This is a genomic window from Alkalicoccus halolimnae, assembly GCF_008014775.2.
In the GTDB taxonomy this organism is placed as follows: Bacteria; Bacillota; Bacilli; order Bacillales; family Salisediminibacteriaceae; genus Alkalicoccus; species Alkalicoccus halolimnae.
In genome coordinates, this window is sequence record NZ_CP144914.1 from 3,447,341 (window position 1) to 3,473,519 (window position 26,179).

Sequence of the window (26,179 nt, forward strand, 5' to 3'; positions counted from 1 at the left end):
CTGACCATCCTCTCTTAATCGTACACATAAAATCCCCGTCCGCTCTTTTTGCCGAGCCAGCCGGCTTTTACGTACTTACGCAGCAGCGGGCAGGGGCGGTATTTGTCGTCCCCGAATCCATCCTGGAGTGTCTCCATAATATACAGACACGTATCCAGTCCGATAAAGTCGGCGAGCGTAAGAGGCCCCATCGGATGGTTCATTCCCAGTTTCATTACTTCATCAATATCCTCCGCAGAAGAAACTCCTTCATATACTGTGAAAATGGCTTCATTGATCATCGGCATTAAAATCCGGTTGGAAACAAATCCCGGGAAGTCATTTACTTCCACTGCCGTTTTTTTCAGCTTTTCTGCCATTCTTGCTACGCTTTTGTATGTTTCATCCGAAGTCTGCAGACCGCGGATAACTTCTACAAGTTTCATGATCGGAACCGGGTTCATAAAGTGCATGCCGATCACCTGATCCGGACGGTTTGTTGCAGCTGCAATTTCTGTAATAGGCAGAGAAGAGGTATTCGTAGCGAGAATAGTATGGGAAGGCGTTCTATCGTCAAGCTGCTGGAAAAGATTTTTCTTGATTTCCATATTTTCGACGACCGCTTCGATTACGATGTCTACATTTTCTGCATTGGCAAGGTCCGTGGAAAGCTGGATGCGCCTTAGAATGCTCTCTTTGTCCTCATCAGAAATCCGTTCTTTTTTCACGTCTTTCTGCAGGCGTTTTTCGATTCCTTTTTTTCCTCTTTCAGTAACTTCCTCCTGCAGGTCGTGCAGGTAGACATCGAATCCATTGGCAGCGCACACCTGGGCGATTCCTGCTCCCATCTGTCCTGCTCCAATTACCATTACTTGTTTAATGTCCATATATGCTGCCTCCTACGCGTGCGTCAAATTTAAAAAATAACGTTTCGAATATGATTTGTTTTCTTTACTTACTGGGGAAAGTTAATCGTATTATTTAGGAATTCCTGAATAATACGATTTGGATCAGAAAGGTTTTTCTTCCGCGTGTTATGGAGTTACTTCGATCATTACGGCATCGCCCTGGCCTCCGCCGCTGCAGATTGCAGCAATGCCTGTGCCTCCGCCGCGCCGTTTTAGTTCGTAGGCAAGCGCGAGAATAATCCGGGCACCACTGGCACCGATTGGGTGACCGATTGCTACAGCTCCTCCGTTTACGTTCAGTTTTTCCGGATCAAGGCCGGCAATCTGCCCGCTCGCAAGTGATACTGCCGCAAAGGCTTCGTTCACTTCAAATAAATCAATATCTTCGATCGATCTGCCTGTTTTTTCAAGCAGTTTATTAATGACAAGCCCCGGTGTTTCCGGAAAGTTCTCCGGTTCTACGGCCAGCTGCGTATGTGCAACAATCGCCGCGAGCGGTTTCAATCCCTGCTGCTGTGCTTTATCTTCTGACATGAGCACCATCGCTGCAGCTCCGTCATTTACTCCGGGTGCGTTGCCGGCTGTGATTGTACCGTCTGCACCGAACGCCGGCTTTAATTTTTGCAGCCGCTCCAGAGAGGTGTCTTTTCTTGGAGATTCATCGTGCTCCACGATCAGAGGATCACCTTTCCGCTGAGGAATCTCCACCGGAACAATCTCTTCTGTCTTTCCTTCTTCCATCGCAGCAACGGCTTTTTGATGGCTTCTATAGGACCAGGCGTCCTGTTTTTCACGGGTCAGCCCGTAATCAGAGGCAGTTTTGTTGCCGTATGTTCCCATATGAGCGCCGGTGAAAGAACAGGTCAGCCCATCGTAAATCATCATATCGTGAAACTTCTGCTCTCCCATTTTCAGACCGAAACGCGCTCCTTTAACGAAAAAGGGAGCCTGGCTCATCGATTCCATGCCGCCGGCAACGACCGTGTCCTGCTCTCCGGAACGAATCAATACGTCCCCGAGCGTGACGCTGCGCATACCTGAAGCACAGACTTTATTAATTGTTTCCGTTTCTGTCGTCCACGGCAGACCGGCTTCATGAAGCGCCTGCCGCGATGGAAGCTGGCCCTGGCCGCCCTGAAGCACCGAACCCATGAGAACGTGGCCGATACTGTCGGGTGAGATACCGCCGCGGGTCAATGATTCTTTAATAGCTATGCCCCCAAGCTGGGAAGCTGTTAAGGTGGACAGCCCTCCGCCAAGGCGTCCTACCGGGGTTCTTGCTCCGCTTACGATTACTGTTCTGCTCATTATAATTGCCTCCTCTTTTCTTATGTAAAATACCTTCTTCGTCCTGGCTGCGTATACATTTCCTGGCACTTGATCGAACGCTCGTTCAGAATTACCTGAAAAAAATAAAGCGCTTTCACTCCTTATTGTAAAACAAAATGGCTTTTCTGTCTTGTCTTTTATCGAAAAAAGTGGAAAACTGCCTGTTTTTTACGAATAGTTTTATTCCCTTTTTGGCTGTGTTAAATATAAGCTGTGTTAAAGTCTTTTTGATACATGTAGAAAACTCCACTTCAACTCGGCAGGCTTGCCGTGGAGGAGATTTCCAGCTTCCTCGGGCTGCGCCCTGCGGGATCTTCCAATCTCCCTCTTCCACAGGCGTCCGCCGGTTTCCGCTTCGTTTTCATTTTCCCATACAGAAAGCCCGCTGTTTGAATCAAGAAGATACCAAGGTAAAAACCAGGGCAGGCGGAGGAGCCGCAGGACCTCCAATAAAACAACACGGAGCTTGGTTCTTACGCACGTTTTGAGAAAACAAACTATATCTTACTAAAAACTAATTTCACCCTTAAAACTTCTCTCGTTTCAGTCTGGCCCACCAGCTTTTTAAGTGAAGTTACATTCTGTAATCGTAAGCCGGAAAGCCAAGTCCGCTTTTTTTGCGTAAGAAACCGGAGCTTTAACAGAGCCCGAATATAAAATATCAATTCAGGCTGAACTTATTATTTATATACTTCTCAACTGTCAGCAGTCTTTGGTTCAATGGGGAAACTTTCCGGGCGCTCCGGAGTCGGGCCGTCTATCAGTAAACAGACGAAGAGGGCTGTCCCGGAAATTAACCGGTACAGCCCCTTAAGGAATAGGAAGCAGGCGAATCTGCTGTTGATTTGGAAAAACAGGTTACACTGCCGCCGGTGCTTCTTTTTTGACAAGGGATCGTTCAAGAATTTCCGCTACGTCGAGCGTCTGAACCTCTTCGTCCACTTCTTTTGCTTTCGTTCCGTCACTCATCATTGTCAGACAGTAAGGACAGGCGCTTCCGATCATGGAGGACGAGGTGGCGAGAGCCTGTTCTGTCCGGGCAACGTTTACCCGGGTTCCTGTATCCTCTTCCATCCACATCATTCCGCCCCCGGCACCGCAGCACATACCGTTTTCGCGGTTTCGTTCCATTTCCACAAGTTCCACTCCCGGAATCGACTTAAGAATTTCCCTCGGCGGGTCATACACATCGTTATAACGCCCGAGATAGCAGGAATCGTGGTAGACGATCTGTTCGTTGACTTCGTGAGTCGGCTTGATGCGTCCTTCCTGAATCCACTGGAAGAGAAGCTCGCTGTGATGATAGATTTCCGCATCGAGTCCGAAATCCGGATATTCATTTTTAAACGTATTGTACGTGTGCGGATCGATCGTGACGATTTTTTTAATGTCGTTTTTCTCGAATTCCTGAATGTTGGCAGCTGCGAGCTCCTGGAATAAGAATTCATTTCCGATGCGGCGCGGCGTATCTCCGGAGTTCTTCTCTTTATTTCCAAGAATCGCAAACTTGATCCCAGCTTCGTTCATGATTTTCGCGAAAGACTGGGCCACTTTCATGCTTCTGTTATCGTAGGATCCCATGGAACCGACAAAAAACAGATATTCGAATTCTTCTTCGCGCTTCTTCATCTCACGGACGGTCGGTACATCAATGTCGTCACGCCCGTCGCGCCAGTTTTCCCGTTCTTTACGGTTAATTCCCCACGGATTGCCCTGCTTTTCGATATTTTTCATCGTACGTTGGGTATCCGGATCCATTTTTCCTTCCGTCATGACGAGGTAACGGCGCAGGTCGATAATTTTATCAACGTGCTCGTTCATAACCGGACACTGGTCTTCACAGTTGCGGCATGTCGTACAGCCCCAGATTTCTTCTTCGGTAATGACGTCCCCGATCAGACTGACGTCATATGGATTGATTTGCATCTCTTTCGCCCCGTCCGGTCCGGCAGCGGCAAGCTGATTCCCGCGGGTATGTTTAAATGCCGGCGTCGGCATCCACGGACTCTGGGAGGTGACAGCCGCTCCTTTTTCGGTGAGGTGATCACGCATTTTCAGAATAAGATCCATCGGTGAGAGCATTTTGCCTGTGCCTGTCGCCGGACACATATTCGTACAGCGTCCGCATTCGACGCAGGCATACAGATCAAGCAGCTGTTTTTGATCAAAGTCTTCAATTTGATTTTTACCAAATTTCTCTGCTTCTTCATCTTCAAAGTCGATCGGCTCCAGCTGTCCGCGCTTATGCGTAGGTCCGAGCCAGACGTTCGCAGGGCCTGCCACGAGATGGGCATGCTTGGACTGCGGAATATAGACGAGGAAAACGAGGAGAAACATCAGGTGTGCCCACCAGAAAAAGAAGAAACCAGCGGAAGCGGCGGTCGCTCCTATTGGAGCAAGTCCGGCTGCAAGTGTCGATGCAATTGGTTCCGCTGCAGTTAAATCTTTTCCGAGCCATACAAACTCCATGCCTTTAGCCAGCAGTTTGGAAACCATCAGTCCCCCGATAAAAATAAGAACGAGACCGGATTTGAAATTCTGCTTTAAGCGAACGAGTTTTTCCACGTAACGCCGGTGGAACGCCCAGACGACAGCGATGAGAATCATGACGACGACAATTTCCTGGAAAAAGGTAAAGAACGGGTAAACCGGTCCGAGTGGAAGATGACTTCCGGGATTCAACCCTTTCCAGATCACGTCGATGGCGCTGAACTGGACGAGCAGGAAGCCATAGAAGAACATGACGTGAATAATTCCGCTCTTCTTGTCTTTTAAAAGTTTGCTCTGACCGAATACCATCGTGATCATAGCGTTAATGCGCTCTTTCGTTCCTGCAATAAATTCCGGTTTATGTCCGAGCTTGATGAAATCTATTCTTGTTTTGACGAGTCTTGCGAACAGATAAACAGCGTAGGCAGTTACAAGCAGGAACATAATCCAGTTAATAATAATTGGATTCATGGAAAATACCCCTTTCTAAATATGTAAGGAAATGGTTGGTTCTTTGTAAAATCAGTATAGCATAATTTAAACTGAATGAGTATTCATTCATAGAATTTCTTCTGTAAAAAATTGCTTTTTACTTCTCACTCGTTATTATAGCATAGCTTTTTTGTTGTTGTAAGCGTTTTCTAATCCGGAAATTTTATTTGGTCTGACGTTCGCGTTATGATAGTTTGATAGAATAAATCTAAGAAGGACAACCACTGGAGGCTGAATAAGATGAATAAATTCCGTTGGACTGCCGCTGCTCTTTTGGCCTGGATCTCCACGGATCTTTACATGGGCAAAAAAGCACATCAGAAAAAAGCGGAAGATTTCGTTCCGCCTGAAGTTACAAGCGGGGAAGCGGAGTTTTTCATGCATGGAGATACGCTTTTCAGCCATATGCTTAAACGACTGCGGGCGTCAGACTGTCATATTTACATGCATTTCTACATTTTCCGGGATGATAATCTTGGATCCGAGATTCTTACTACATTAATTCAAAAAGCAGAAGAGGGGGTGAAGGTGAAGCTGATGATCGATTGGGCAGGAGCCCGTATCAGCCTTCAAACCAGGCGCCGGTTAAAACGGTCCGGTGTCGAACTGGTATATTCCCAAAAACCTAAGCTCCCTTTTCTCTTCTATTCAATAAATGAACGAAACCACCGGAAAGTTACTGTTATCGATGGGGAGCATGCTTATGTGGGAGGATTCAATGTCGGAGATGAATATACCGGCAACGATCCTGTAATCGGTTCCTGGAGGGATTATCACTTGTATGTACGGGGGATAGCAGTCGCCGCTCTCGGACGGCAGTTTGCCCGGGACTGGAATGCAGCCTGCGGGGAAAAACTCGATATTACGATGCCTTCCTTCCGCCCGGAAACAGAAATTCCTATTCAGCTTCTGTCTACAGACGGAGACCATGTTCCCAATCATTTCAAAGCGATATTTAAACGGGCCGAGCATTCCGTTTTCATCGGCACTCCTTACTACATTCCGGGGGCTGATATGCACCGGGAAGTATTAAAGCTAGCCCGGCGCGGTGTGAAGGTACGGATCATGATTCCGAAAAACCCCGACCACCCGCTCGTTAAAGATGCCGCCTATCCTTATATGCCCGAACTTCTTGACGCCGGTGTGGAGATAAGGCAGTTTGAAGACGGATTTTTTCATGCCAAATTTATCCTGATCGACGATAAGATTTTCGATATTGGCACCGCCAACTTTGACATGCGCAGTTTCTACATCAATCATGAGGTGAATTGCATTATTGAAGATGAGGCGTGGATCCGTAATGTCATGAGCCGCATTGAGCGTGATTTCTTTACATACGGGGAGCTGATCACTTATGAAACCCTCGCAGCGAGAACCCGTTGGGAGCGGACGCGCACCTCGGTTGCCAACCTTTTTTCTTCCTGGTTGTAAAACATGTTTATACCCTTTGTGAAGGGGTATTATATTAATAACAACATGATTCAGCAGCACAGAATACATGTTAAATTGCTGTCGCCTTCCAGGCGGCAGCAATTTCTAGTTTACAGACACAATTGAAGATGATTCTCTTTATCATTTAAGGGGGGAGAGCGTTATGACAGCTACATCTGTTTCATCTCTCTACCGCAGTATAAACTCTTCAATTACCATCAAAAACCGGGAGCTGTTTGCAGCGCTTACCGGCGGCTTTTTTCTCGCGGCCGGGCTTATCACCGATCCCGGGACTCTTTCCGTCCTCTTTTACGTCCTCTCCTACATTACCGGCGGTTATTATAAGACAAAAGAAGGCCTGCTGGATATGATCCACAACCGTTCTCTTAACGTAGAGATTCTGATGCTGCTCGCTGCAGTCGGTGCCGCTTCCATCGGCTTTTGGAGCGAAGGCGCTATCCTGATTTTTATCTTTGCGATGAGCGGCGCTCTGGAAACCTATACGATACAAAAAAGTGAAAAAGATCTCTCCAATCTCGTCAAGCTCGCACCTATGGAAGCAGAACGCATCACAGTGGATGGAAATACGGTCACTGTATCAGTAGAATCTCTCCGCCCGGGTGACACCATCCTCGTAAAAAACGGGGAACGGATTCCAGCGGACGGAAAGGTCATGACCGGAAATTCAGCCATTGATGAATCGGCTATTACCGGCGAACCTGTTCCTGTAGAAAAGCAGCAAGGGGACGCTGTATACACAGGTACAATGAACGGCACCGGTTCCCTTACCGTAGAGGTGACTAAAGAAAATAAAGATTCCCTATTCCAGAAAATGATTCAGCTCGTTGAAGAAGCCCGGCTGAGCCGTCCTCCTTCCCAGCAGCTGATCGAGCGTATTGAAGGCCCTTACGTTATAACGGTACTTATTGCCGTCACGCTTATGATGGCCGTCCCCCCTTTAGCATTTAATTCTCCCGTACAGGAAACCTTTTACCGGGCGATGGTTCTTCTCGTTGTTGCTTCCCCGTGTGCAGTAGTAGCCTCAGTTATGCCTGCTCTTTTGTCAGCAGTATCGACAGGCGCACGCCACGGGATCTTATCGAAGGGCGGTATCCCTATCGAACAGCTGGGGAGAATGAAAGCCATCGCTGTCGACAAAACCGGTACCCTCACTAAAGGAGAACCGGCTGTCACTGACACCTTCCTTGAAAAAGAAGCAGAGAATAACATTCATTTATTTGAAGTACTTGCAGGAGTGGAAGCCCAGTCTTCCCATCCGCTTGCTGAAGCCGTCGTCCGCTATGCGGCCTCTCTTTCCCCCAATAGAGTTATCGTCGATTCCGTGACAGATCACACCGGTCACGGAGTGGAAGCCATCATCGGCACCGAGCGGTGGCTGATCGGAAATGAAGCATTAACCGCCCACGGCAGCTGGTCGGAAGAAGCCCGGGCCACCCACCTTGCCTGGACGAAAAGCGGACATACCGTTATTTTCGTCATGAAAGATGATATCCCTCAGGCCCTCATTGCGCTGAAAGATGAAATCCGCCCGGAAGCGGTGCAGTTTATTCAGGAATTGAAGCGTCATAACGTTCATACGGTTATGATTACCGGGGATAATGAGCAGACGGCAAGAGCGATCGCGGAAGAAACCGGCCTTGATGCCTGGATTTCCAAATGTCTCCCTGCAAAGAAAGTAGAAGAAATTGACAAACTGCGGGAAGAATACGGAATGGTAGTGATGGTAGGAGACGGCGTAAACGATGCTCCGGCAATGGCCAAGGCCGACATCGGTATCGCCATGGGGTCCGGGACCGATGTCGCTATCGACACCGCTGATTTAGTGCTCATGAAAAGTGAACTCTCGAAAATCCGTCTTGCCTTTCGGCTATCCAAGCGTCTGAAGCGGATCGTCACCCAGAACTTGATCTTCTCCGTTGCCGTAATACTGATGCTGATAACAGCGAATTTTCTTCCACAGCTGCACTTGACCCTTCCACTCGGTGTTATCGGACATGAAGGAAGCACCATTCTTGTTATCTTAAACGGCCTGCGGATGCTGAAAGCTTAAAGTAGCAATTTTAGAGGAGGCCGCTGTAAGGAACATTCAATCCTGCTTTATCTTTTGAAACGGGACTTTTCCATTTACACTGCCGCTCCAATCGTTTCTGTGTACTTTTCTTTTTTCCGGAGGAAGCTGAAATTCTTCGTACATTTCTTTTGGATACGTATCGAACTCTGCCTGCTGCTCAATGGATAGACCGTAATGGACTTCTTTAATTCCGCTCCAGTAAACAGCTCCAAGACACATCGGACACGGTTCGCAGTTTGTATACAGGACACAACCGCTTAAATCCGTCGTCTGCAGTTTCGCTCCCGCTTTCTGAATCGCACGTATTTCTCCATGAGCGGTTGGATCATAGACCGCTTTTCCGTCATTGACTCCATAAGCTGCCGCTTCGCCTTCTTTAACGACTATAGCTGCAAAGGGGAGCTGACCTGCTTTAACGTTATCTTCTGCCATCTGTACACAAATTTCCATCCATTTTTGATGTTCTTCTGCCATGAAAATCACCTCTTGTTTTTCTTTCCCTCTTCCTTACTATTTATGCATGTCTTTTCTATGCAGAATCTTTTAGAACGTTTAGTCCAGCTCTGCTGACGTCAAGTATCGTTATAACGATGTCCGGCACACTTCCCCGGCCCGTGAAAAAGGAAGAAACGCAGACATTCTTTCAGAATAATAATGTTATCCCAAGCGGCTTCATTTACTTTCGTGTTTATCGGCTCTGCGCTCAGCCCTATGTATAAAAAAAGCCTTCGCTCATCCTGTTCAGGTATGAGCGAAGGCGGAAGTTACGCGAAAAAAGTTGTAGAAACCCACTGAAAAATCTTATATCCAAAGTATATTCCGAAAATCCCCATAATACCGGGAAGTGCCGGCGGAGCCGGGATCGGAAGCTTAACCCACGCAAATAGAAATCCTACTATTAAACCAGCTATTAATGCTAAAAATACGTCCTGCATGTTTTTCCACCTTTCTTTTCCAATTACCGCTGTCAACTTTTCTAACTTCTATCATTCTAACAGAAAGAGGTACGTACATCTATCCTTTTTCTTAAAAAATGAAAAAAAGTTTAAACGTCAAAGTAATTTTGTTTAAATAATCCGACAGCTGACAGCGGATCTATTCTCCGAAAAGCTGTAAAGAAAGACTTATGCTTCTTTATTTATGGCAAATGTAAAAACTCTCCAGAAAGCAGCGATGCCTCCTGGAGAGTTTTTTAATTATCGTTTTATTCTGTTGTTCGTGTTTTTCGAGGTGTTTTCAAGAGAAAAGCTGCCCCAGCGGCCATTAGGAGTCCAATCAGCGCATAGAGCGGAGAATTGGAAGCCGTTTCAGGAAGTTCATCTCCTTCTTTCTCCTCGGGCTGTACAGGTTCTACACCTTCTTCCATTTCTTCTTCTGAAGGCGTTTCATCGCTCATCACCGCCCAGTAGGCAGGTTTAACTTTTTTATCGACGTCGAACACAAAAGGAGCGTCTTTGCCGACGCCGTCGTTGAATTCTTCAGCACGATCGTCGAGCCACGTATGATCATCTGCAATGCCCCAGAACGTGAGGCTGGTGATGGCATCATCCAGGGATTTATACAAGCTGAATAACTGATGATACCTCTCTGCCTGGCGTTCAAATGCTTCTTCCGGAATATCTTCGTAGGTTTCAAACGCCGGCTCCGGCGGATAGCCGTAAAGGCTGACATCCAGTTCGGTTATATGTGTTTCAAGACCGAGCTCATCGAATAATAGAATCGATTCTTCAATTTCACCAATCGTCGGCCAGTCCAGCTGAATGTGGGCCTGGTGACCAATGCCGTCAATCGGAACTCCTTCATCAAGCATTTCTTTCACCAGATCATATAAATCATCACGCTTCGGATTAATTTCGGTATTGTAGTCATTAATAAACAGCTTCGCGTCTTCTCCGCCATATTCCCGTGCCGTATGAAAGGCTGTTTTAATGTATTCATCTCCGGTAATCTGATACCATTCTGTTTCCCGCATTCCTCCTCCGTCATCAATAACTTCATTGACCACATCCCAGGCATCTACGTCGTCCTTATAGCGTTCAACGACTGTTTTTACGTGGGTTTCCAGCCGCTCCAGAAGCAGCTCTTTGTTTGCTTCCTGCTGCTCCGGATCTTCCTCCTCCACCATTTCGTTACCTTCTTCATCTAAAAAGAACCATTCAGGAACCTGATTATGCCAGATAAGGGTATGATAACGGAGTTCCAGATCATGCTCGTTTGCAAACTCCACGAGCTGATCTGCTTCCTCCCAGTTAAATTCCCCTTCTTCCGGTTGAATATAAAGCGGCTTCATGACGTTTTCGGCTACGACACTGCTGTAGTGATGCTTAAGTATTTCTCCATGCTCGCCTTCCAGTTGGTAAAGCTCTACGGCGGCTCCTATATCAAAAGAGTCTTCAAACTGTTTTTCCATTGAGTCCACATCAAGGGCATGCGGTTGATGTTCTTCTGCGGAAACGGCTGCTGTACCTGCCAAAGGAGCCGCAAGAGTTACTGCCAGTGCTGCTGCAACGGTTCGTTTTACCTGTTTCAAAAAAACCTCTCCTTTACGTATGTTTTAGTTTTGATGGCAACTTTTTTCTGTCTGTTAAAATATGAGTGTTATCTATCGTGTACAAATCTGCCGGACACCTCCCCTGTTTGAAAGCGTTATCACTCACAAGTAACTATACAGCAAGTAACTTAGTTGATTCAATGAATTAACTAAGTTTTCGGAATAATGCCCAGGCTTGTTCATGACTTTTAATTATTAGTACCTATTGATACCTGCTGTTAAATATAGGTAAATAGTTGATCATCATTTTATCGGTCGATGATTTTCCGCAGCGGGTGTTCCGGCTCCTCTTTGGAATGCAGAAATGAAATATTTGCCCAAAAATAACCCCTGCCTTCTGATCCGGCAGGGGTTCTCTCTTATTACATTTTTTCCGGCGCGTGCACGCCGACGAGATCGAGGGCATCGGCCAGCGTAATGCGGACCGCTTCGACGAGAGCAAGACGAGCTTTCGTTAAACTTTCATCGCTCGTTATTACTTTCTCAGCATTGTAGAAGCTGTGGAGGGTCTGGGCAAGGTCGTATACATAATTTGTCATCCGGTGCGGAGCGTGGCGCTTCGCCGCTTCGACAACCGCTTCCGGGTATTCTCCGATTTTCTTCATCAAGTCCTGATCTTTCTCACTTGCGAGGACACTAAGGTCGGCTTCGGAATCGACGCTGCAGCCTTTTTCTTCCGCCTGACGGATCATACTGCAAATGCGGGCATGGGCGTACTGCACGTAATAAACAGGATTTTCGTTGGACTCTGATTTTGCAAGGTCCAGGTCAAAGTCGAGATGTGTTTCTGCTGCACGCATCGCGAAAAAGTAGCGCGTGGCATCAATTCCGACTTCTTCCATCAACTCGCGCATCGTTACCGCATTGCCGGTACGTTTACTCATTTTCACCTTTTCTCCGTGCTCAAACAAGTTGACCATCTGAATAATCTGTACTGTCAGCTGTTCTTTGTCGTATCCGAGAGCCTGAATCGCTGCCCGCATTCTCGGAATATAGCCGTGGTGATCCGCTCCCCAGATATTGACGAGCTCTTCAAAACCACGGTTCAGCTTATCTTTATGATAAGCAATATCCGGAGTTAAATACGTGTAGGTGCCGTCATTTTTAATCAGTACACGGTCTTTATCATCCCCGTATTCCGTGGATCGCAGCCACGTGGCTCCTTCGTGGTCATATGTTTTGCCCCGTTTATGAAGTTCATCGAGCACCGGCTGAATTTTATTATCGTCGTAAAGAGACGTTTCAGAAAACCAGTTGTCAAAGTGCACACGAAAGTCTGCTAAGTCGTTTTTCAGCTTATCAAGCTCCCGCTTCAGTCCGAACTCCCTGAAAAAAGCGCGGCGCTTTTCCTGATCTGTATCTTTAAAGCGGTCTCCGTAATCTTTGACGATCTCTTTGGCAAAGCCAATAATATCAGCCCCGCGGTACCCGTCTTCAGGCATCGCCGTATCTTCCCCGATTTCCTGAAGGTAGCGGGCTTCAATGGAGAGGGTTAAATTATCTATCTGGTTGCCGGCGTCGTTAAGATAGTATTCCCGGGCGACGTTGTATCCTGCTTTTTCCAGAATGTTGCTGAGGGAATCTCCGACGGCAGCTCCCCGTGCATGCCCTAAATGCAGCGTCCCGGTTGGATTGGCAGAAACAAACTCCACCTGCACTTTTTTACCGCCGCCAAAATCCGAACGTCCAAATTGCTGCTTTTTCGAAAGTGCTGTTTTTACGATGTCTGCCAGGTAGTCTTTTTTCATAAAGAAATTAATAAATCCGGGACCCGCGATATCAAGTTTGTCCACGGCCGCGGCATCATAATCGATGTGGGCAGCGATATCGTCAGCGATCGCACGAGGCGCTTTTTTGGCAACGCGTGCCAGCTTCATCGCGACGTTGGACGCAAAATCTCCGTGAGCTTTATCCTTCGGTGTTTCAATGACGATATCGGGAATTTCTTCCTGCTGTGCCAGCCCCGCTGACAATACTGCTTTGTGCAGCTGTTCTTTTAATCCCTGCTTCAGCTCTTCTACTTGACTCATTGGGCAGCCTCCTCGAATGTTACTTCCATGTTATATGTTCCTGTTGTAGACCCTTGAAGCGTCAATATATAAATAAGGGAAATTACTCCCCGGTTCTGCTCTTCATTCCACTGATAATCAACGTGTTCGGTCGCAGTTTCCATTGCCATGGGACCGTAAGCACTCCGGTACGTCCCTTCGGTTTTCACACCTTCGATAAACCGCTGATTCATAGTGATGGCACCTTCCCGCCTGACGGTCATTACCCCTTCCCGCAGCTGAATCGTCTGCAGGGTCTGCGGTTCATTTTCTTCCCGCGGTTCACGGAAACGTACAACGAGCAGGCTTCCGCGCCACATGATTTCTCCGGAAGCATCCATCGAGTGCCGTTCCCTCTGCTTTCCGTCCTTTATTGTCGTCCGTATCTTTATGTCCACCGGCATTCTGTTTTCACTCATGTTTATTCACCCGTTCCTTCCGTTTATAACTAGCTTATTATAACGGAAATGACCCCTCTGCTTCAAGAGGGGGCTTTCTGTATTAGAAAGTTAAAACGAAGCGGAAACGTGCCCGTGGAAGAAGGAGGTCGGAAGATCCCGCAGGGCGTAAGCCTTACCCGGAGATCTCCTTCACGGCAGGCCTGCCGGGTTGCAGCGAAGTTTTCTTATATATCAACAACAGACACAGCTATTTACTTAAAACCGAGAAGCATTTCCCGAATAAATTTGCAGGCAGCCACGGACGTCTGCTCGGAGGGATCATAGGCAGGAGCTACTTCCACCAGGTCGAATCCTATTACATTAACCTCTGAACCGGCTATGGCGTGCAGCGCCTCGAGCAGTTCGCTCGAAGTAATTCCCCCTGCTTCCGGTGTGCCGGTCCCCGGTGCAAAAGCGGGATCCAGGACGTCAATGTCGACTGTCAAATAAACATTTCTTCCCTTCAGCTGAGGGAGCATTTTCTTAAGCGGCTCTGCGGCGTAAAACTTCGACATATGCATTCCGGAAGAAGCCGCATAGGCAAATTCCTCTCTCATACCGGACCTGATTCCAAACGAATAAATGTTTTCCGGCCCGAGAAGTTCACAGGCTTTACGGATCGGGGTCGAGTGGGACAGCGTTTCCCCTTCATATTCTTCCCGAAGATCCGCATGGGCATCGATATGAATCACTGCAAGATTTTCGAATGCTTCGTGTGCAGCTTTAACTACCGGCCACGTCACCAGATGTTCTCCCCCTATACCAGCAGGAGTTTTCCCGTCTTTAAAAAGAAGGGCTGCGTACTCTTCGATCATTTCAATGCTTCTTGCTGCATTGCCGAACGGCAGCAGCATGTCGCCTGCATCATGGATATTTATCTGCTCGAGACCACGATCCAGATAGACGCTGTATTCCTCCAGACCGATGGAGGCTTCACGGATGCGGTTCGGGCCGAAACGGGAGCCGGGCCGAAAACTGCCTGTGAAATCCATCGGCATTCCGAAAAGGACAAATTCAGCTTCTTCATATGATTTATCAGCGGTAATAAATTTCCTGCCTGAATATTTTTCATCAAAAAACATGCTGCTACTCTCCTTCTGTCAACTGCTGCACGAATTTAGGCAGAGCAAAAGAGGCCCGGTGAATTTCTTTTGTATAATAATTTGTTTCAAAAGAGTGGAACCGTTCTTCTTCCACCTGGAGCGGGTCGTACACTTTTGAACCGAGGGTGAAGGTCCACAGCCCGCTCGGATACGTAGGAATGTTCGCTGTGTAAAGACGGGTCACAGGGAAAACGGCGGAAATATCCCGATAGGCGTCTTGAATCAGCTGCTTATGAAACCATGGATTATCCGTCTGCGCGACAAAGATTCCGTCTTCTTTCAGCGCTCTGGAAATCCCTTCATAAAAACCTTTAGTAAAGAGGTTTACTGCAGGTCCTACCGGTTCCGTAGAATCCACCATAATAACGTCATATTCATTATTACTTTCAGCAATATGCATAAACCCGTCGGCTACACGGACCTCAACCCGTGCATCATCAAGCGCTCCGGCAATAGTCGGCAGATACTGCTTTGAATATTCGATCACTCTGCCGTCAATTTCTACGAGCGTGGCCTTCTGGACTTCCGGATGTTTCAAAATCTCCCGGATTACCCCTCCGTCGCCCCCGCCGACAACAAGGACGTTTTCCGGATTGGGATGCGAATGCAAAGGAACGTGAGCGACCATTTCGTGATAAACGAACTCGTCTTTTTCCGTCGTCATGACCATGCCGTCAAGCAGAAGCATGTTCCCGAATTCGGCTGTTTCTACTATGTCCAGCTGTTGGAATTCCGTTTTTTCACTAACATAAGTACGCTTAATTTCTGCTGTAATACCGAAGTGCTCTGTCTGTTTTTCTGTAAACCAAATGCTCATAACATGTCTTCCTCCTACTATTCGTGTTTTACACTCTCTTAAAAATACCTAAGAAAGGCAGAAAGCGCAAGAGCAGAGGGGGAATGGAAATCGCACAGCGTTATAACGTGTACGCCATCGGTTCTTTCACCTTCTGCGGAGCAGGCTTTCGGGTTCCCGAATGTCGAAGTCCCTGAAAAACTGTATGGGATATGTTTTCCACCTGCTTAAAATTAATATATAAGATGAACTTTTTATCAGTTTCCATTTTTGTAAACGGCAGCCTTCGTTTCCATGGGGAAGCTTTACGGGTGGGACGACCTCAGCTGATTCCTTCCTCCCTGCGGTCGTGCGGGGTGGAGCTTGTCCTCTATCGCCCCGGAGTCACCCCATTCCCACTTCGGCTGCCTCGAGAGACTTACTTTATAAAATTGATCCCTGTATAAATTGTAGTTAGTGAGATTCTAAGTCTAAATTGCAGCATACTTTTCTGTTTATCATTCAAATAAAGAAGCGAAAATTGGCCTATGGAGAAGGAGGCAGGAAGATTCTGCAGAACGTCTTTGCCAGCAGGATATCTCTTCTACGGCAAAGCTGCATCGAAAATTTTTTCATAATAACAGCAACGAACGATAACAAAGCCGTAAATAAACAATAGAGCAGGCGTTATCTGCAAACGAAAAGAAGCCCCTCGCCGGGGGCTTCTTTTCGTTACCGGGTTTGAGCCGGTTTCTTTTTCGGTTTATGCTTTTCCCTGTTCCTGCACGCGCAGTTCAATACGCCGGATTTTTCCGGATGTTGTTTTTGGAAGCTCATCCATAAATTCAATCTGGCGGGGATACTTATAAGGTGCTGTGATCTGCTTTGTATGGTCCTGCAGTTCTTTAATCAGCTCCTCTTCGGTACCGGCCGGCTGTTCTTTCAGCACGATGAACGCTTTTACGATACTTCCGCGTGTTTCATCAGGAGAAGCGACGACGGCACACTCGCGGACCGATGGGTGCTTAATGAGCGCATCTTCTACTTCAAACGGCCCGATCGTATAACCGGAGCTGATTATAATATCATCGCTGCGGCCTTTAAACCAGAAATAGCCGTCTTCGTCTTTTACCGCCTGATCGCCGGTCACGTACCAGTCCCCGCGGAAGGCGGCCTGTGTACGTTCCGGGTCCCGGTAATACTCTCTGAAGAGAGCGGCACATTCTTTATGCACGGCGATGTCTCCGACTTCGCCTGCCGGAGCCGGCTGGCCTGCTTCGTCAATAATATCAACTGGATTTCCGGGTGTTGGCTTCCCCATGGAGCCCGGCTTCACTTCCATACCCTGAATATTACAGACAAGCAGCGTGTTTTCAGTCTGTCCGTATCCGTCACGCACTTCGATATTGAATGCTTTCTTAAATGCTTCGATGACCGGCTTGTTCAGCGGCTCGCCTGCGGAAACGGCACTCTTCAGAGCAGAAAGGTCGTACGAAGCAAGATTATCCAGTTTGGACATGATCCGGTATTCTGTCGGCGTACAGCAAAGGACGCTGATCTTTTCATCTTCCAGCAGCTGCAGATATTTGTCGGCGTCAAACGGTCCGTGATAAACGAAAGCTGTTGCTCCGAGCGTAACGGTGGAAAGGAAAGGACTCCAGATCCATTTCTGCCAGCCCGGTGCCGCTGTAGCCCAGACGACGTCTCCTTCTTCTACTCCTAGCCACTTTCTTGCTGCCGTGCGGACGTGGGCGTACCCCCACCCATGGGTATGAACAACGCCTTTCGGATTGCCGGTCGTGCCCGACGTATAAGATAGAAAGGCCATGTCATTTCTGGATGTACTTTCTCCTTTGTATTCTTTCTTTTCTTTTGCGGCGAGTTCTTCCAGAGGAGCCCAGTCCGTTTCTTCTCCTCCGATAATAAATTTATTGCCAAGAGCCGGATGGGATTCTCCGATTGCATTTACTTCTGATGTCGTTTTGTGGAATGCAATCACGCCTTTTGCATCTGAATGCTCAATCCGGTAAAGAAGGTCCTTTTTCCGGAGCATTTCCGAACAGGGAATAGCAACAATTCCCGCCCTCAGACAGCCCAGATATGTAAAATATGCTTCTGGAATTCTCGGCAGCAGAACCAGGACTCTGTCACCTTTTTCGATCCCCTGATTTCTCAGCGCCTGTGCATACTGGTTCACTTTTTCGACGAGCTCTTTATACGAAATGTTACGCTCCGTGCCGTGCTGATCAAGCCATTTTACCGCTGTACGCTCTTCGTGTCCAAAACGGACCACTTCTTCAGTAATGTTGTAACGTTCTGGTGCAATCAGTTCACTTGTCTGCATGTTATGATCCTCCTTTAGAGATGCTCTCTTACATTACTATTCGATGCTCATTTTTGTTTTCCTGCTTAAGGCATAAACATATAGAAAACGCTTGCAAAGAAAATAAACACAGCCGCTGCGGTCCCTGCCGCATGAAATTTTGCAAACTGCTGGGTCACTTCCAGAATGTGGACACATGAAAGGTACATCCACACCACTCCTGCACCGGCAAGCAGATAAGCAGGCATACCGTGCAGCGCATTTGTCAGCAGCGGTACTGCAAGGACACCGGGAACGAGCGCAACAGCGCCCATTCTGCTGACATCCGACAGCTTACCCGGTCCTCCAAATCCTTTTGCCCCTGCCCATAGAAGCAGTCCGAGACCCAGTCTGGTCAGCCAGGCCGTAAAGATACCGAATCCTATAAAAAGAAGCGGTACGAGCAGGTTACGTAAAAGCGCTGACTCAAACTCCATGATAAAGCCGTAATTGGCGATAATGCCAAATCCTCCATAGACGAGGCCCAGTAATAATACCAGGTTCCTCGCCCACTTCAGCATGTTTTTCGTTTGAATAAATTCCTGATACGCCGGAGGACGCAGCAGAAGCATATGCGTGACGGTCATCATGTCATCCTCCTGTTACAGATTCCAAGGCATTAACGCCCAGACAGCAATGACAGAAAATACAACAACTGTTATGGCTGCACCGATCGTACTGTTATAACGCCCGGGATGCACGTTGCTCCAGCCGTGAATGCGCTCGATCAGTTTGTGGTCTTCTTTTGTTGTCAGTCCTGCTGAAAGTTTCGGAATTCTGTTTGTAATGTATGATACGACGATCATGAGTACGAAACTGATCGGGATGGCCAGCATCGCCCCGGACAGACCCATACCATCCGTTACTCCATGACCGGTTAAAACGATGGACGGGAAAACGAACGGCGATACGAGAATATAAATCAGCCCACCGATAAGGGATGCTGCCATAGCTCCGTACTTGTTCGCTTCTTTCCACCAGACACCTACGATAATCAGCGGTGCGTTCGTGACTCCGGCAAGACCGAATGCCCAGAGAATGCTGACCACGAGAAATGCCGGAGGATTAATCGCAAGCAGAATACTGACGATCCCGCCTGTAAATACAGCCGCATATCCAAGACGGACTCTCATCCGGGTGGGAATGGACGGCTTTAATGTTGTAATAATATCCTGAGACAGGAGAGCTCCGATCGCAAGCAGGTTTCCGCTCAGTGTGGAAAGACCCGCAGCAATTGCCCCTGCGATAACGAGGGCGGTTACCCATTCCGGATTATAAACAAGGTTTAATATTAAAGTAAGCTTGTCTGCGTCTCCCGAAGCAATTGTTACTCCCTGCGTTTCTGTAGCGAAAACGCCGACAAATCCCATTGCATAGGTTGCAGAGAAAACGAGTCCGATAATAAATGCAAACCATACCATCGCTTTTCGTGCAGACTGCAGGTTGGAAGCCGTGTAAATACGCATGGCCAGATGGGGCAGTCCGAGAGAGCCGACCGTCAGTCCAAGAAGACTGAAATACCATTTAGGTGAGAACTGGTAATCAAAGAAGTTCGGCATCGCATCCACCATGGCCGGAACCATATCGGAATATAGAAGCGGCGGGAAAAACCAGCCTGTTCCGCCGACGGCTTTCATGATGGCCCCAAGCGGGATAATAAACATCAGGGCGATAATGACCATCTGTATCGCCGCATTGTTCGATGCCCCGGCCATACCGCCGATCGTAACGTAGCCGACGATAATCAGACCACCGACGAGCAGTCCCGGAAGGTAAGGAATCCCGAGAGCCATTTCAAATGCGAGCGCTATGCCGATCATCTGGCCGAGCGCGTACATCAATGACACGAGAATCATAAAAAGAGCCGCAATGATTGAAGCACTTACTCCGTAACGTTCACGAATAAAGTGGGTCGGAGAAAAAGCACCCATCCGTCGAAGGCTCGTGCCGTAAATAATCGTAATTAGTGGAATAGAGAGAATCAGCTGAATCCACAGCATAATAAACGGAACCTGGAGTTCAAGTATCAGTGCTGTGATTCCCAGAAACGTAGCCAGGCTCATATATGTAGAGGCCATCGCCAGTCCATTTGTAATAGGACCGATAGAAGAACCTGCTACGTAGAGATCTGCAACAGAACTGCTTTTGCGGTTGGATATATATCCAACAATATAAAAGACGAGAAACATTACAATGATTGCTGCAATACCTAATATTGGATTTTCCAATCTCCACATTGTATCTTCCATGGTTTAAGCCCCCTCTTCCTTTTCTCTGCGTTCTTCCTCTTCTTCCTCGAGTTTGTTGTCCTCTGCAATAGCAGTATCGATTTTGTTGCCGATGCTGTTAGCGACAAGCGTCAGGAACAGAATTCCAAACCAGCCGAAGAGAATTGGGACGATATACATAATTGGAAAGCCGAAAAAATACCCTTCCACCGGAAAAATCGAAAACAGCAGCGCTACGTTTCCAGCGGCGATCAACAGAAATGTCATCAACACGGTAAACCTAACTTCCAAGCGGTATGCCTTCACAAATAATCCCCCTTTAGTATCTGAACGAGTGTTCAGTCAGTGCCATCTCTAAACTTTCGAAAGTCCCTCCTTTATTGCAGTATCAGGCTTTTAAATTGTAAACGCTTCCATAAAAAGAGTCAATACTTTAAAAATATTTTGACAATTTTTCCATCTATTTTACTCCCATGACTTTATCATCACTACGTTTATGATGAGCTGATAGAACCAATTTATGAAATACACTTCTTTTTTTAGACAATTTAGAATATAATAGGAAATACCACCCAGACTGAGCGTTCGTTCAGTTTGGAGTCGAATATGTCGGAGGTGCTGTATATTATGGCAGAAATACGCTCTGTCACAGTCGGAAGTCTATTGCAGGAAAAAGCAGAGGCTCATCCTGATCACGAAGCACTCGTGTATCCGGACCGTGGGCTGAGGCTTACATACCAGGAATTTGATCAACGCTGCCGGGAAACCGCCCGTGCTTTCATGGGACTCGGCATTGAAAAAGGAGATCACGCAGCTGTCTGGTCAACGAACCGTCCGGAATGGATTTATTCGCAGTTTGCTACGGGAAAAATGGGCGCTGTGCTCGTTACCGTAAACACAAGCTACCAGCGTGCTGAACTGGAATATCTTCTCCAGCAGTCGGAAAGTTCCACCCTAATTCTAATGGAGGATTTCCGGGATACATCGTATATTGATACGCTTTACAGCATTGCTCCTGAGCTCAAAGACGCAGAACCCGGCCAGCTTCAGGCAGCACGGGTCCCTCATCTGAGAAATGTTATTGTGATGGGCGAAAACAAATATCCAGGTACCTTTTCCTGGGAGGAAGCAATGGAGAAAAAATCTCTCGTCAGCGAAGCTGAACTCGATCAGCGCATGGCTTCCCTGCATGCAGACGAAGTAATTAACATGCAGTATACGTCTGGTACGACGGGTTTTCCGAAAGGCGTTATGCTTACTCATTCCAACATTGTTAATAACGGGCTGAATATTGCCGAGTGTATGAAACTGACAGAAAAAGACCGTATGTGCATCCCGGTGCCATTCTTTCACTGCTTCGGCTGCGTCCTTGGCATCCTCACAGGTATAAACGCCGGTGCCACGCTCGTCCCGCTCCAGGAATTTGAACCGAAGCAGGTTCTGCAGGCAGTGGCGAACGAACGCTGTACGGTGCTGCACGGAGTCCCGACGATGTTTATTGCTGAATTGAACGACCCTGATTTCGCGGCATACGATCTCTCTTCCCTGCGTACGGGTATCATGGCAGGCTCCAACTGTCCGATTGAAGTGATGAAGGATGTCGTTAATAAAATGGGAGCCAGTGAAATTACTATTGCTTACGGCCAGACGGAATCTTCTCCCGTTATAACGCAGACACGCACGGATGATCCGCTGGAAGTGCGCGTCTCTACAGTAGGAAGAACGCTGCCGAACGTGGAAGCGAAGGTCATTCGTCCGGGTACGAATGAGGAAGCTGCGCCAGGCGAACAGGGAGAGCTGATTACACGGGGCTATCACGTAATGAAAGGCTACTACAACAATCCTGAGGAAACAGAAAGAGTGCTTGATGAGGATGGATGGCTCTATACAGGTGATTTATCGGTTAAAGATGAAAGCGGTTACTTCAGCATTACCGGACGCCTGAAGGATATGATTATTCGTGGAGGGGAAAATATCTACCCTCGGGAAATTGAAGAATTTCTCTACCAGCATCCGAAAATTCTTGATGTTCAGATCGTCGGTGTCCCGGATGAGAAATATGGAGAGGAAATTGTCGCCTGGATCCGCCTGAAAGAAGGGGAAACGGCCACCGTTGATGAAATCCGTGACTACTGCCGCGGCAATATTTCTCATTTTAAGATTCCACGTTATATCACGTTCTGTGAAGAATATCCGATGACGGCATCCGGAAAGATTCAGAAATACAAGCTGAAACAGGAAAGCATTGCATTAAAAGAGAATACTCAGAAGTAACTAAAAAGGCTGCTCCTCATTATTTTTAGGGGCATCCTTTTAGTATGTATATAATTTCCTTTTTTCGAAATGGTTTGCCATTCTTCTGTATTGGCATCTGCCACCTTCTTTCCTACGCTCCCTGGCGGAGGCTTTCCGCGGCGCCCGTCTTCAGAAAGAAGAGTAAAAGCCAGAGGTTTTTTAGCAGACGTTAAGAGAAACTTTCTGTTGTATCTATAGAAAGGACAAATGACCAGTCCTTTCCACATATTCAAAAAAGCCGGTTGAAGAAACCGGAAGCAGCGATTTCGTGAGATCATGACAAGCCAAAAGACCGTTTAACATCCTGGCTGTGCATTTAGCCGGACTTTGTCTACAGTTTAAAAGGCTGTCCCCGATTGCTTTTAGGGACAGCCTTTTTTATATTTTTCGTGTTTGCTGGTCTAAAGATGAAGTACTTTTTCGCTTTCTTCCTGTGTCCATGTCTCCGTTCTGTTTCCCCAGAGCGGGTGAAGCTGCGTTTTTAAAAACACAGCGGCTGCTGTCTGCTTCCTTTCCTGCTTTGTTTTGTCTGTTTCTTTTCCGGCAGCCCGGAGCATTTCCAAGCTTTCGAGGAGAACGACCATTTTCTTCGACAGGCCGTTTATATGCCTCGTTTTTTCCAGCTTCTCCATTTTCCGAAGCTGCTGCAGCTCTTCTTCCAGTTTAGCTGTGTATTCCAGAAGTAACTGTTTTCCGGTGAGCTCGAACGGTGAAATTTCTTTCCGGATATAGGCAGTAAATTCTTCATCCATCTGAAACTTTTCAAACAGTCGCAGAACTTCCAGTCCGAGAATATTACGCGTCCCTTCCCATACCGTAAGCACCTGGGCATCGCGGAGCAGTCTCGGGGTGGCAAAGTCCTCTATATAGCCGTTGCCTCCGTGCATCTCAATCGCCTCGTGGGAAAAATGAATGGACTGATCCGCCGTTTCTGCTTTGACGAGTGCAATCAGCAGGCGCAGGAAGCCGTCCTTCTCTTTCGTTTTTTGGCCGTTGTACCAGCCGTCGAAGGTGTGAACGAGAGAGAAAACCGTACGCGTTTCCGCTTCCAATTTCACTTTCATGCGCACGAGCGTATCCTGCACCATCGGATACTGGATCAGCTCCCGGCCGAATGCTTTTCTTTCCTTTGCATAGCTTTCTGCCTCAGTAAATGCTCTCCTCATAATCCCTATCGAAGCTGCGGAATTGCAGATTCTTGATAAGTTCAGTGCTTCCATCATGTAATAGAAGCCGCGCGTCCTGTCGCCGACGAGAAAAGCCTCTGCTCCGTCGAATTCCACTTCGGCAGAAGGTACGGCACGGACACCGAGCTTATCTTTCAGACGCCGGATAGACAGGTTATTCAAAGCCCCCTCGTCCGTTCTCCACGGGACAAGAAACAGCGAAAGACCTTTCGATCCTGGTTCAGCGTCGTTGATACGGGCGAGAACCATCGCCACTCCACACATGCCGGCATTGCTTGCAAAATATTTTTCTCCGTAAAGGCGGTACTTCCCATCTTCCCCGGCCTCCAAGGCGGTTGTATCATTGGCGCCGACGTCCGATCCTCCCTGACGTTCCGTCAAAAAGGTGGCGCCTTCAAATAATTCAGTTTCCCCTGTGGAGGTAAGATGAGGAAGATATTTCTCCCTCAATTCCCTGTCTGCATACTGCTCGACCAGATAGGCCGCCGCCATCGTCAAAGTCACCGGACAGTAAAAACCCGGTTCTGACTGGGAAAGCAGGTAGCCCTGAGCAAAGGAATAAAGGTAGCTGCCGCGCCTGCCGAGTTCGGGAATGTCTTTATGCACGTAGCCGACAATGCCTGCCTCGTAGGTCTGTCTCACTGTTTCCCGGTACCCTTCATTGACCCAGACGTACGACTGATCGTTACCGTAGCGGTCATATTTAATCAGCTGCGGACGTCCGTCTCCGTCCGTATGCCTGGCCCGTTCGTCGATCTCGTGAGCACAGCTTCCGCCGAATGCGTGAAGTTTTTCTTCGGCCCACGCGAAAAAAGTCTCATCCATCTGTTCACGGAGAATTTCTTTCAGAAGCGGATCCTGTTCGTAAAAATTCATGCGTCAGTCCCCCTTAAATGATGCTTTAAAACCTTGCCGGTTGGATTTCTTGGAAGCTCGTCGATGATCCGGAACTGTCTGGGAATTTTGTAATCTGCAAGTTTATTTTTCAAATCTTCAAGCTGTCCTCTATTCTTTTTGGAAAATTAAGTAAAGCACTGCTTTCTTTAATGTAGCATTGATGTTTCTATTATTTCAATTATTTCCTGGTTGAAATTTCAACAGGCCAGGTGTACGCGGGGGTTTTCCTAAAAGGAAGATAATAAATAGAAAACATATAAAAAGGCTATATTTGTTGAACTTAATAATTAGTTTCCGTTTCTGGAAACAACCGCTTTCGTTTCCACCGGGACGCTTTCCGGGTGGGCCGGCCTCAGCTAATCCCTTTCTCCCCGCGGTCGTCAGGAATGGATCTTCGACTCGGCCTTCATCGCCTCGGAGTCGCCCCTTGTCCACTCCAGCCCCCAGTAAAAATACAGAGAGAGCCTTCCTTCTAAATAAAGGAAACTCCTTCTTGAAAATCATTCATTTCCACTTGTTATAGAAGGATTTGGACTTTTAAAGGGAAGAAACAGACTTTAAATGATAAAGAGCAGGAACGATCCCCTTTATATGCTTAAGAACAACAGACTCCCTCGGTAAGATAGGTTTATCTCTCAAATACTCGCTCATTCGCAGGATGTTCCCCTTTTTCGATCGCACCTGACGGATAGATCAACGAAAGAAACGGAAGAGGAGGCGCTCCAAGACAGGCGAAGGAGCCGCAGGCACTCCGAAAATAACACGGAGCTTTAACAGAGCCATAAAAAAAGAGCTGCCCTTAGATGGACAGCTCTTCTGAAAACATATTGCAACACAACATAGAAAAACAGACGAAAGGGATGTGTGTGGGATCCTCCTTCGTCTGTTTTCCTGTCTTAGTATGCTGCGTGTCTTCACAGTGTACTAAATTTTGGAGCTACCCTGCAAGGGATTTCAGGCTTCTTCACACTTTGTTCACATATGAAATGATTTTAAAAATCCGGCACCAAAGGCACCGGATTTATATTTACTCATCGTTTAAATTCTGCTTTAATTCATCTGTGGAATTGTCCCAGAAATCTTTATTGAAATCTTTAAGATAGTCACGAAGCACCTGCTTCGATTTATCGTCCATATGCTCTACCGCGATACGCCCTTTCATCGATTTGTCCATATTGTTTACGTGTTCCGGCATGCTTTTATACCCGCGGCGGATCGATTTATCGACGATCATTTCACAGGCTCCCACACCTGTGTAGGATGGAACGCCCTGTCTGTTTTCTACGGTGACCCAGACGAGCCAGTACTTTTTGCCGTTCGGTACTGCTTCTTTTTCTTTGAGAAACTTAACACGCTTTTCCACTTCACTGCGGGCATGAAGAGCTCCCATATCTACAAAGGCACGGTTTTCTTCCGGATCAACAAAAACCGGAGTTACGTTATTTAAGTTGATTGTTCCAACGCCATAACCACCGTGTCCGTCCGTAGAGTCATTGCTTAAAATATTAAAGTTACCGCTCATCTTTTTTATTTTTTCATTTTTCAAGCGATCTTCTTCTTTCATTATTAACC

At 47.4% G+C, this 26,179-nt stretch carries 19 protein-coding genes; 3 read left to right on the forward strand and 16 right to left on the reverse strand.

What is annotated here, in order from left to right:
- Positions 1 to 14: 14 nt before the first annotated feature.
- From FTX54_RS15715 to FTX54_RS15725, 3 genes are all read right to left on the reverse strand, one after another.
- Complete coding sequence (locus FTX54_RS15715) at positions 15 to 866, reverse strand: 3-hydroxybutyryl-CoA dehydrogenase (protein ID WP_147802713.1); 852 nt, start codon at positions 864 to 866, stop codon at positions 15 to 17.
- A gap of 147 nt (positions 867 to 1,013) precedes the next feature.
- On the reverse strand, positions 1,014 to 2,195 hold the full coding sequence (locus FTX54_RS15720; RefSeq protein ID WP_147802712.1) for an acetyl-CoA C-acetyltransferase: 1,182 nt from the start codon (positions 2,193 to 2,195) through the stop codon (positions 1,014 to 1,016).
- 879 nt (positions 2,196 to 3,074) lie between these two features.
- Complete coding sequence (locus tag FTX54_RS15725) at positions 3,075 to 5,177, reverse strand: (Fe-S)-binding protein (RefSeq protein WP_147802711.1); 2,103 nt, start codon at positions 5,175 to 5,177, stop codon at positions 3,075 to 3,077.
- A 261-nt stretch (positions 5,178 to 5,438) separates the two neighbouring features.
- Between FTX54_RS15725 and cls the strand changes: the two genes are divergently transcribed.
- Together cls and FTX54_RS15735 are read left to right on the forward strand one after the other, a co-directional pair.
- Positions 5,439 to 6,629 (forward strand): cardiolipin synthase, encoded by a 1,191-nt coding sequence (gene cls, locus FTX54_RS15730; RefSeq protein WP_147802710.1) that lies wholly within the window; start codon positions 5,439 to 5,441, stop codon positions 6,627 to 6,629.
- A gap of 163 nt (positions 6,630 to 6,792) precedes the next feature.
- On the forward strand, positions 6,793 to 8,700 hold the full coding sequence (locus FTX54_RS15735) for a heavy metal translocating P-type ATPase (protein ID WP_147802709.1): 1,908 nt from the start codon (positions 6,793 to 6,795) through the stop codon (positions 8,698 to 8,700).
- Positions 8,701 to 8,736: 36 nt separating this feature from the next.
- Here the strand turns inward: FTX54_RS15735 and FTX54_RS15740 are convergent, their stop codons facing one another.
- From FTX54_RS15740 to FTX54_RS15790, 11 genes are all read right to left on the reverse strand, one after another.
- The gene (locus tag FTX54_RS15740; protein WP_147802708.1) at positions 8,737 to 9,195 is read right to left on the reverse strand and encodes a nucleoside deaminase; all 459 of its coding nucleotides are present in this window, start codon (positions 9,193 to 9,195) and stop codon (positions 8,737 to 8,739) included.
- 290 nt (positions 9,196 to 9,485) lie between these two features.
- A complete protein-coding gene (locus FTX54_RS15745; protein WP_147802707.1) occupies positions 9,486 to 9,656 on the reverse strand; it encodes a XapX domain-containing protein in 171 nt (56 codons plus the stop codon).
- Positions 9,657 to 9,925: 269 nt separating this feature from the next.
- Positions 9,926 to 11,251 carry an endo-1,4-beta-xylanase gene (locus tag FTX54_RS15750; RefSeq protein WP_187254458.1) on the reverse strand — a complete coding sequence of 442 codons (1,326 nt, stop codon included), beginning with the start codon at positions 11,249 to 11,251 and terminating at the stop codon, positions 9,926 to 9,928.
- Between the two features lie 383 nt (positions 11,252 to 11,634).
- Positions 11,635 to 13,302, reverse strand: coding sequence for an arginine--tRNA ligase (gene argS / locus FTX54_RS15755; protein ID WP_147802706.1), 1,668 nt, complete (start codon positions 13,300 to 13,302; stop codon positions 11,635 to 11,637).
- Positions 13,299 to 13,739 (reverse strand): DUF1934 domain-containing protein, encoded by a 441-nt coding sequence (locus FTX54_RS15760; RefSeq protein WP_147802705.1) that lies wholly within the window; start codon positions 13,737 to 13,739, stop codon positions 13,299 to 13,301. Before FTX54_RS15760 ends, argS begins: the two co-directional genes overlap by 4 nt.
- A gap of 233 nt (positions 13,740 to 13,972) precedes the next feature.
- Positions 13,973 to 14,842: an agmatinase gene (gene speB, locus FTX54_RS15765; protein WP_147802704.1), complete on the reverse strand. Its 870-nt coding sequence runs from the start codon at positions 14,840 to 14,842 to the stop codon at positions 13,973 to 13,975.
- A gap of 4 nt (positions 14,843 to 14,846) precedes the next feature.
- A complete protein-coding gene (speE, locus tag FTX54_RS15770; protein ID WP_147802703.1) occupies positions 14,847 to 15,680 on the reverse strand; it encodes a polyamine aminopropyltransferase in 834 nt (277 codons plus the stop codon).
- Between the two features lie 721 nt (positions 15,681 to 16,401).
- Complete coding sequence (gene mbcS / locus FTX54_RS15775; RefSeq protein ID WP_147802702.1) at positions 16,402 to 17,982, reverse strand: acyl-CoA synthetase MbcS; 1,581 nt, start codon at positions 17,980 to 17,982, stop codon at positions 16,402 to 16,404.
- A 65-nt stretch (positions 17,983 to 18,047) separates the two neighbouring features.
- Positions 18,048 to 18,590 carry a hypothetical protein gene (locus FTX54_RS15780; RefSeq protein WP_147802701.1) on the reverse strand — a complete coding sequence of 181 codons (543 nt, stop codon included), beginning with the start codon at positions 18,588 to 18,590 and terminating at the stop codon, positions 18,048 to 18,050.
- 12 nt (positions 18,591 to 18,602) lie between these two features.
- Positions 18,603 to 20,249 (reverse strand): solute symporter family protein, encoded by a 1,647-nt coding sequence (locus FTX54_RS15785; RefSeq protein WP_147802700.1) that lies wholly within the window; start codon positions 20,247 to 20,249, stop codon positions 18,603 to 18,605.
- 3 nt (positions 20,250 to 20,252) lie between these two features.
- Positions 20,253 to 20,534: a hypothetical protein gene (locus FTX54_RS15790; RefSeq protein ID WP_147802699.1), complete on the reverse strand. Its 282-nt coding sequence runs from the start codon at positions 20,532 to 20,534 to the stop codon at positions 20,253 to 20,255.
- Between the two features lie 321 nt (positions 20,535 to 20,855).
- On the opposite strand from FTX54_RS15790, the gene FTX54_RS15795 reads away from it, so the two are divergent.
- Positions 20,856 to 22,502, forward strand: coding sequence for an AMP-binding protein (locus FTX54_RS15795; protein ID WP_147802698.1), 1,647 nt, complete (start codon positions 20,856 to 20,858; stop codon positions 22,500 to 22,502).
- A 422-nt stretch (positions 22,503 to 22,924) separates the two neighbouring features.
- Here FTX54_RS15795 and FTX54_RS15800 read toward each other — a convergent pair whose 3' ends face one another.
- Both FTX54_RS15800 and FTX54_RS15805 read right to left on the reverse strand, forming a co-directional pair.
- Positions 22,925 to 24,586, reverse strand: coding sequence for an acyl-CoA dehydrogenase family protein (locus FTX54_RS15800; protein ID WP_147802697.1), 1,662 nt, complete (start codon positions 24,584 to 24,586; stop codon positions 22,925 to 22,927).
- A gap of 1,048 nt (positions 24,587 to 25,634) precedes the next feature.
- A complete protein-coding gene (locus tag FTX54_RS15805; protein WP_147802696.1) occupies positions 25,635 to 26,171 on the reverse strand; it encodes a YwhD family protein in 537 nt (178 codons plus the stop codon).
- Between the last annotated feature and the right edge of the window lie 8 nt (positions 26,172 to 26,179).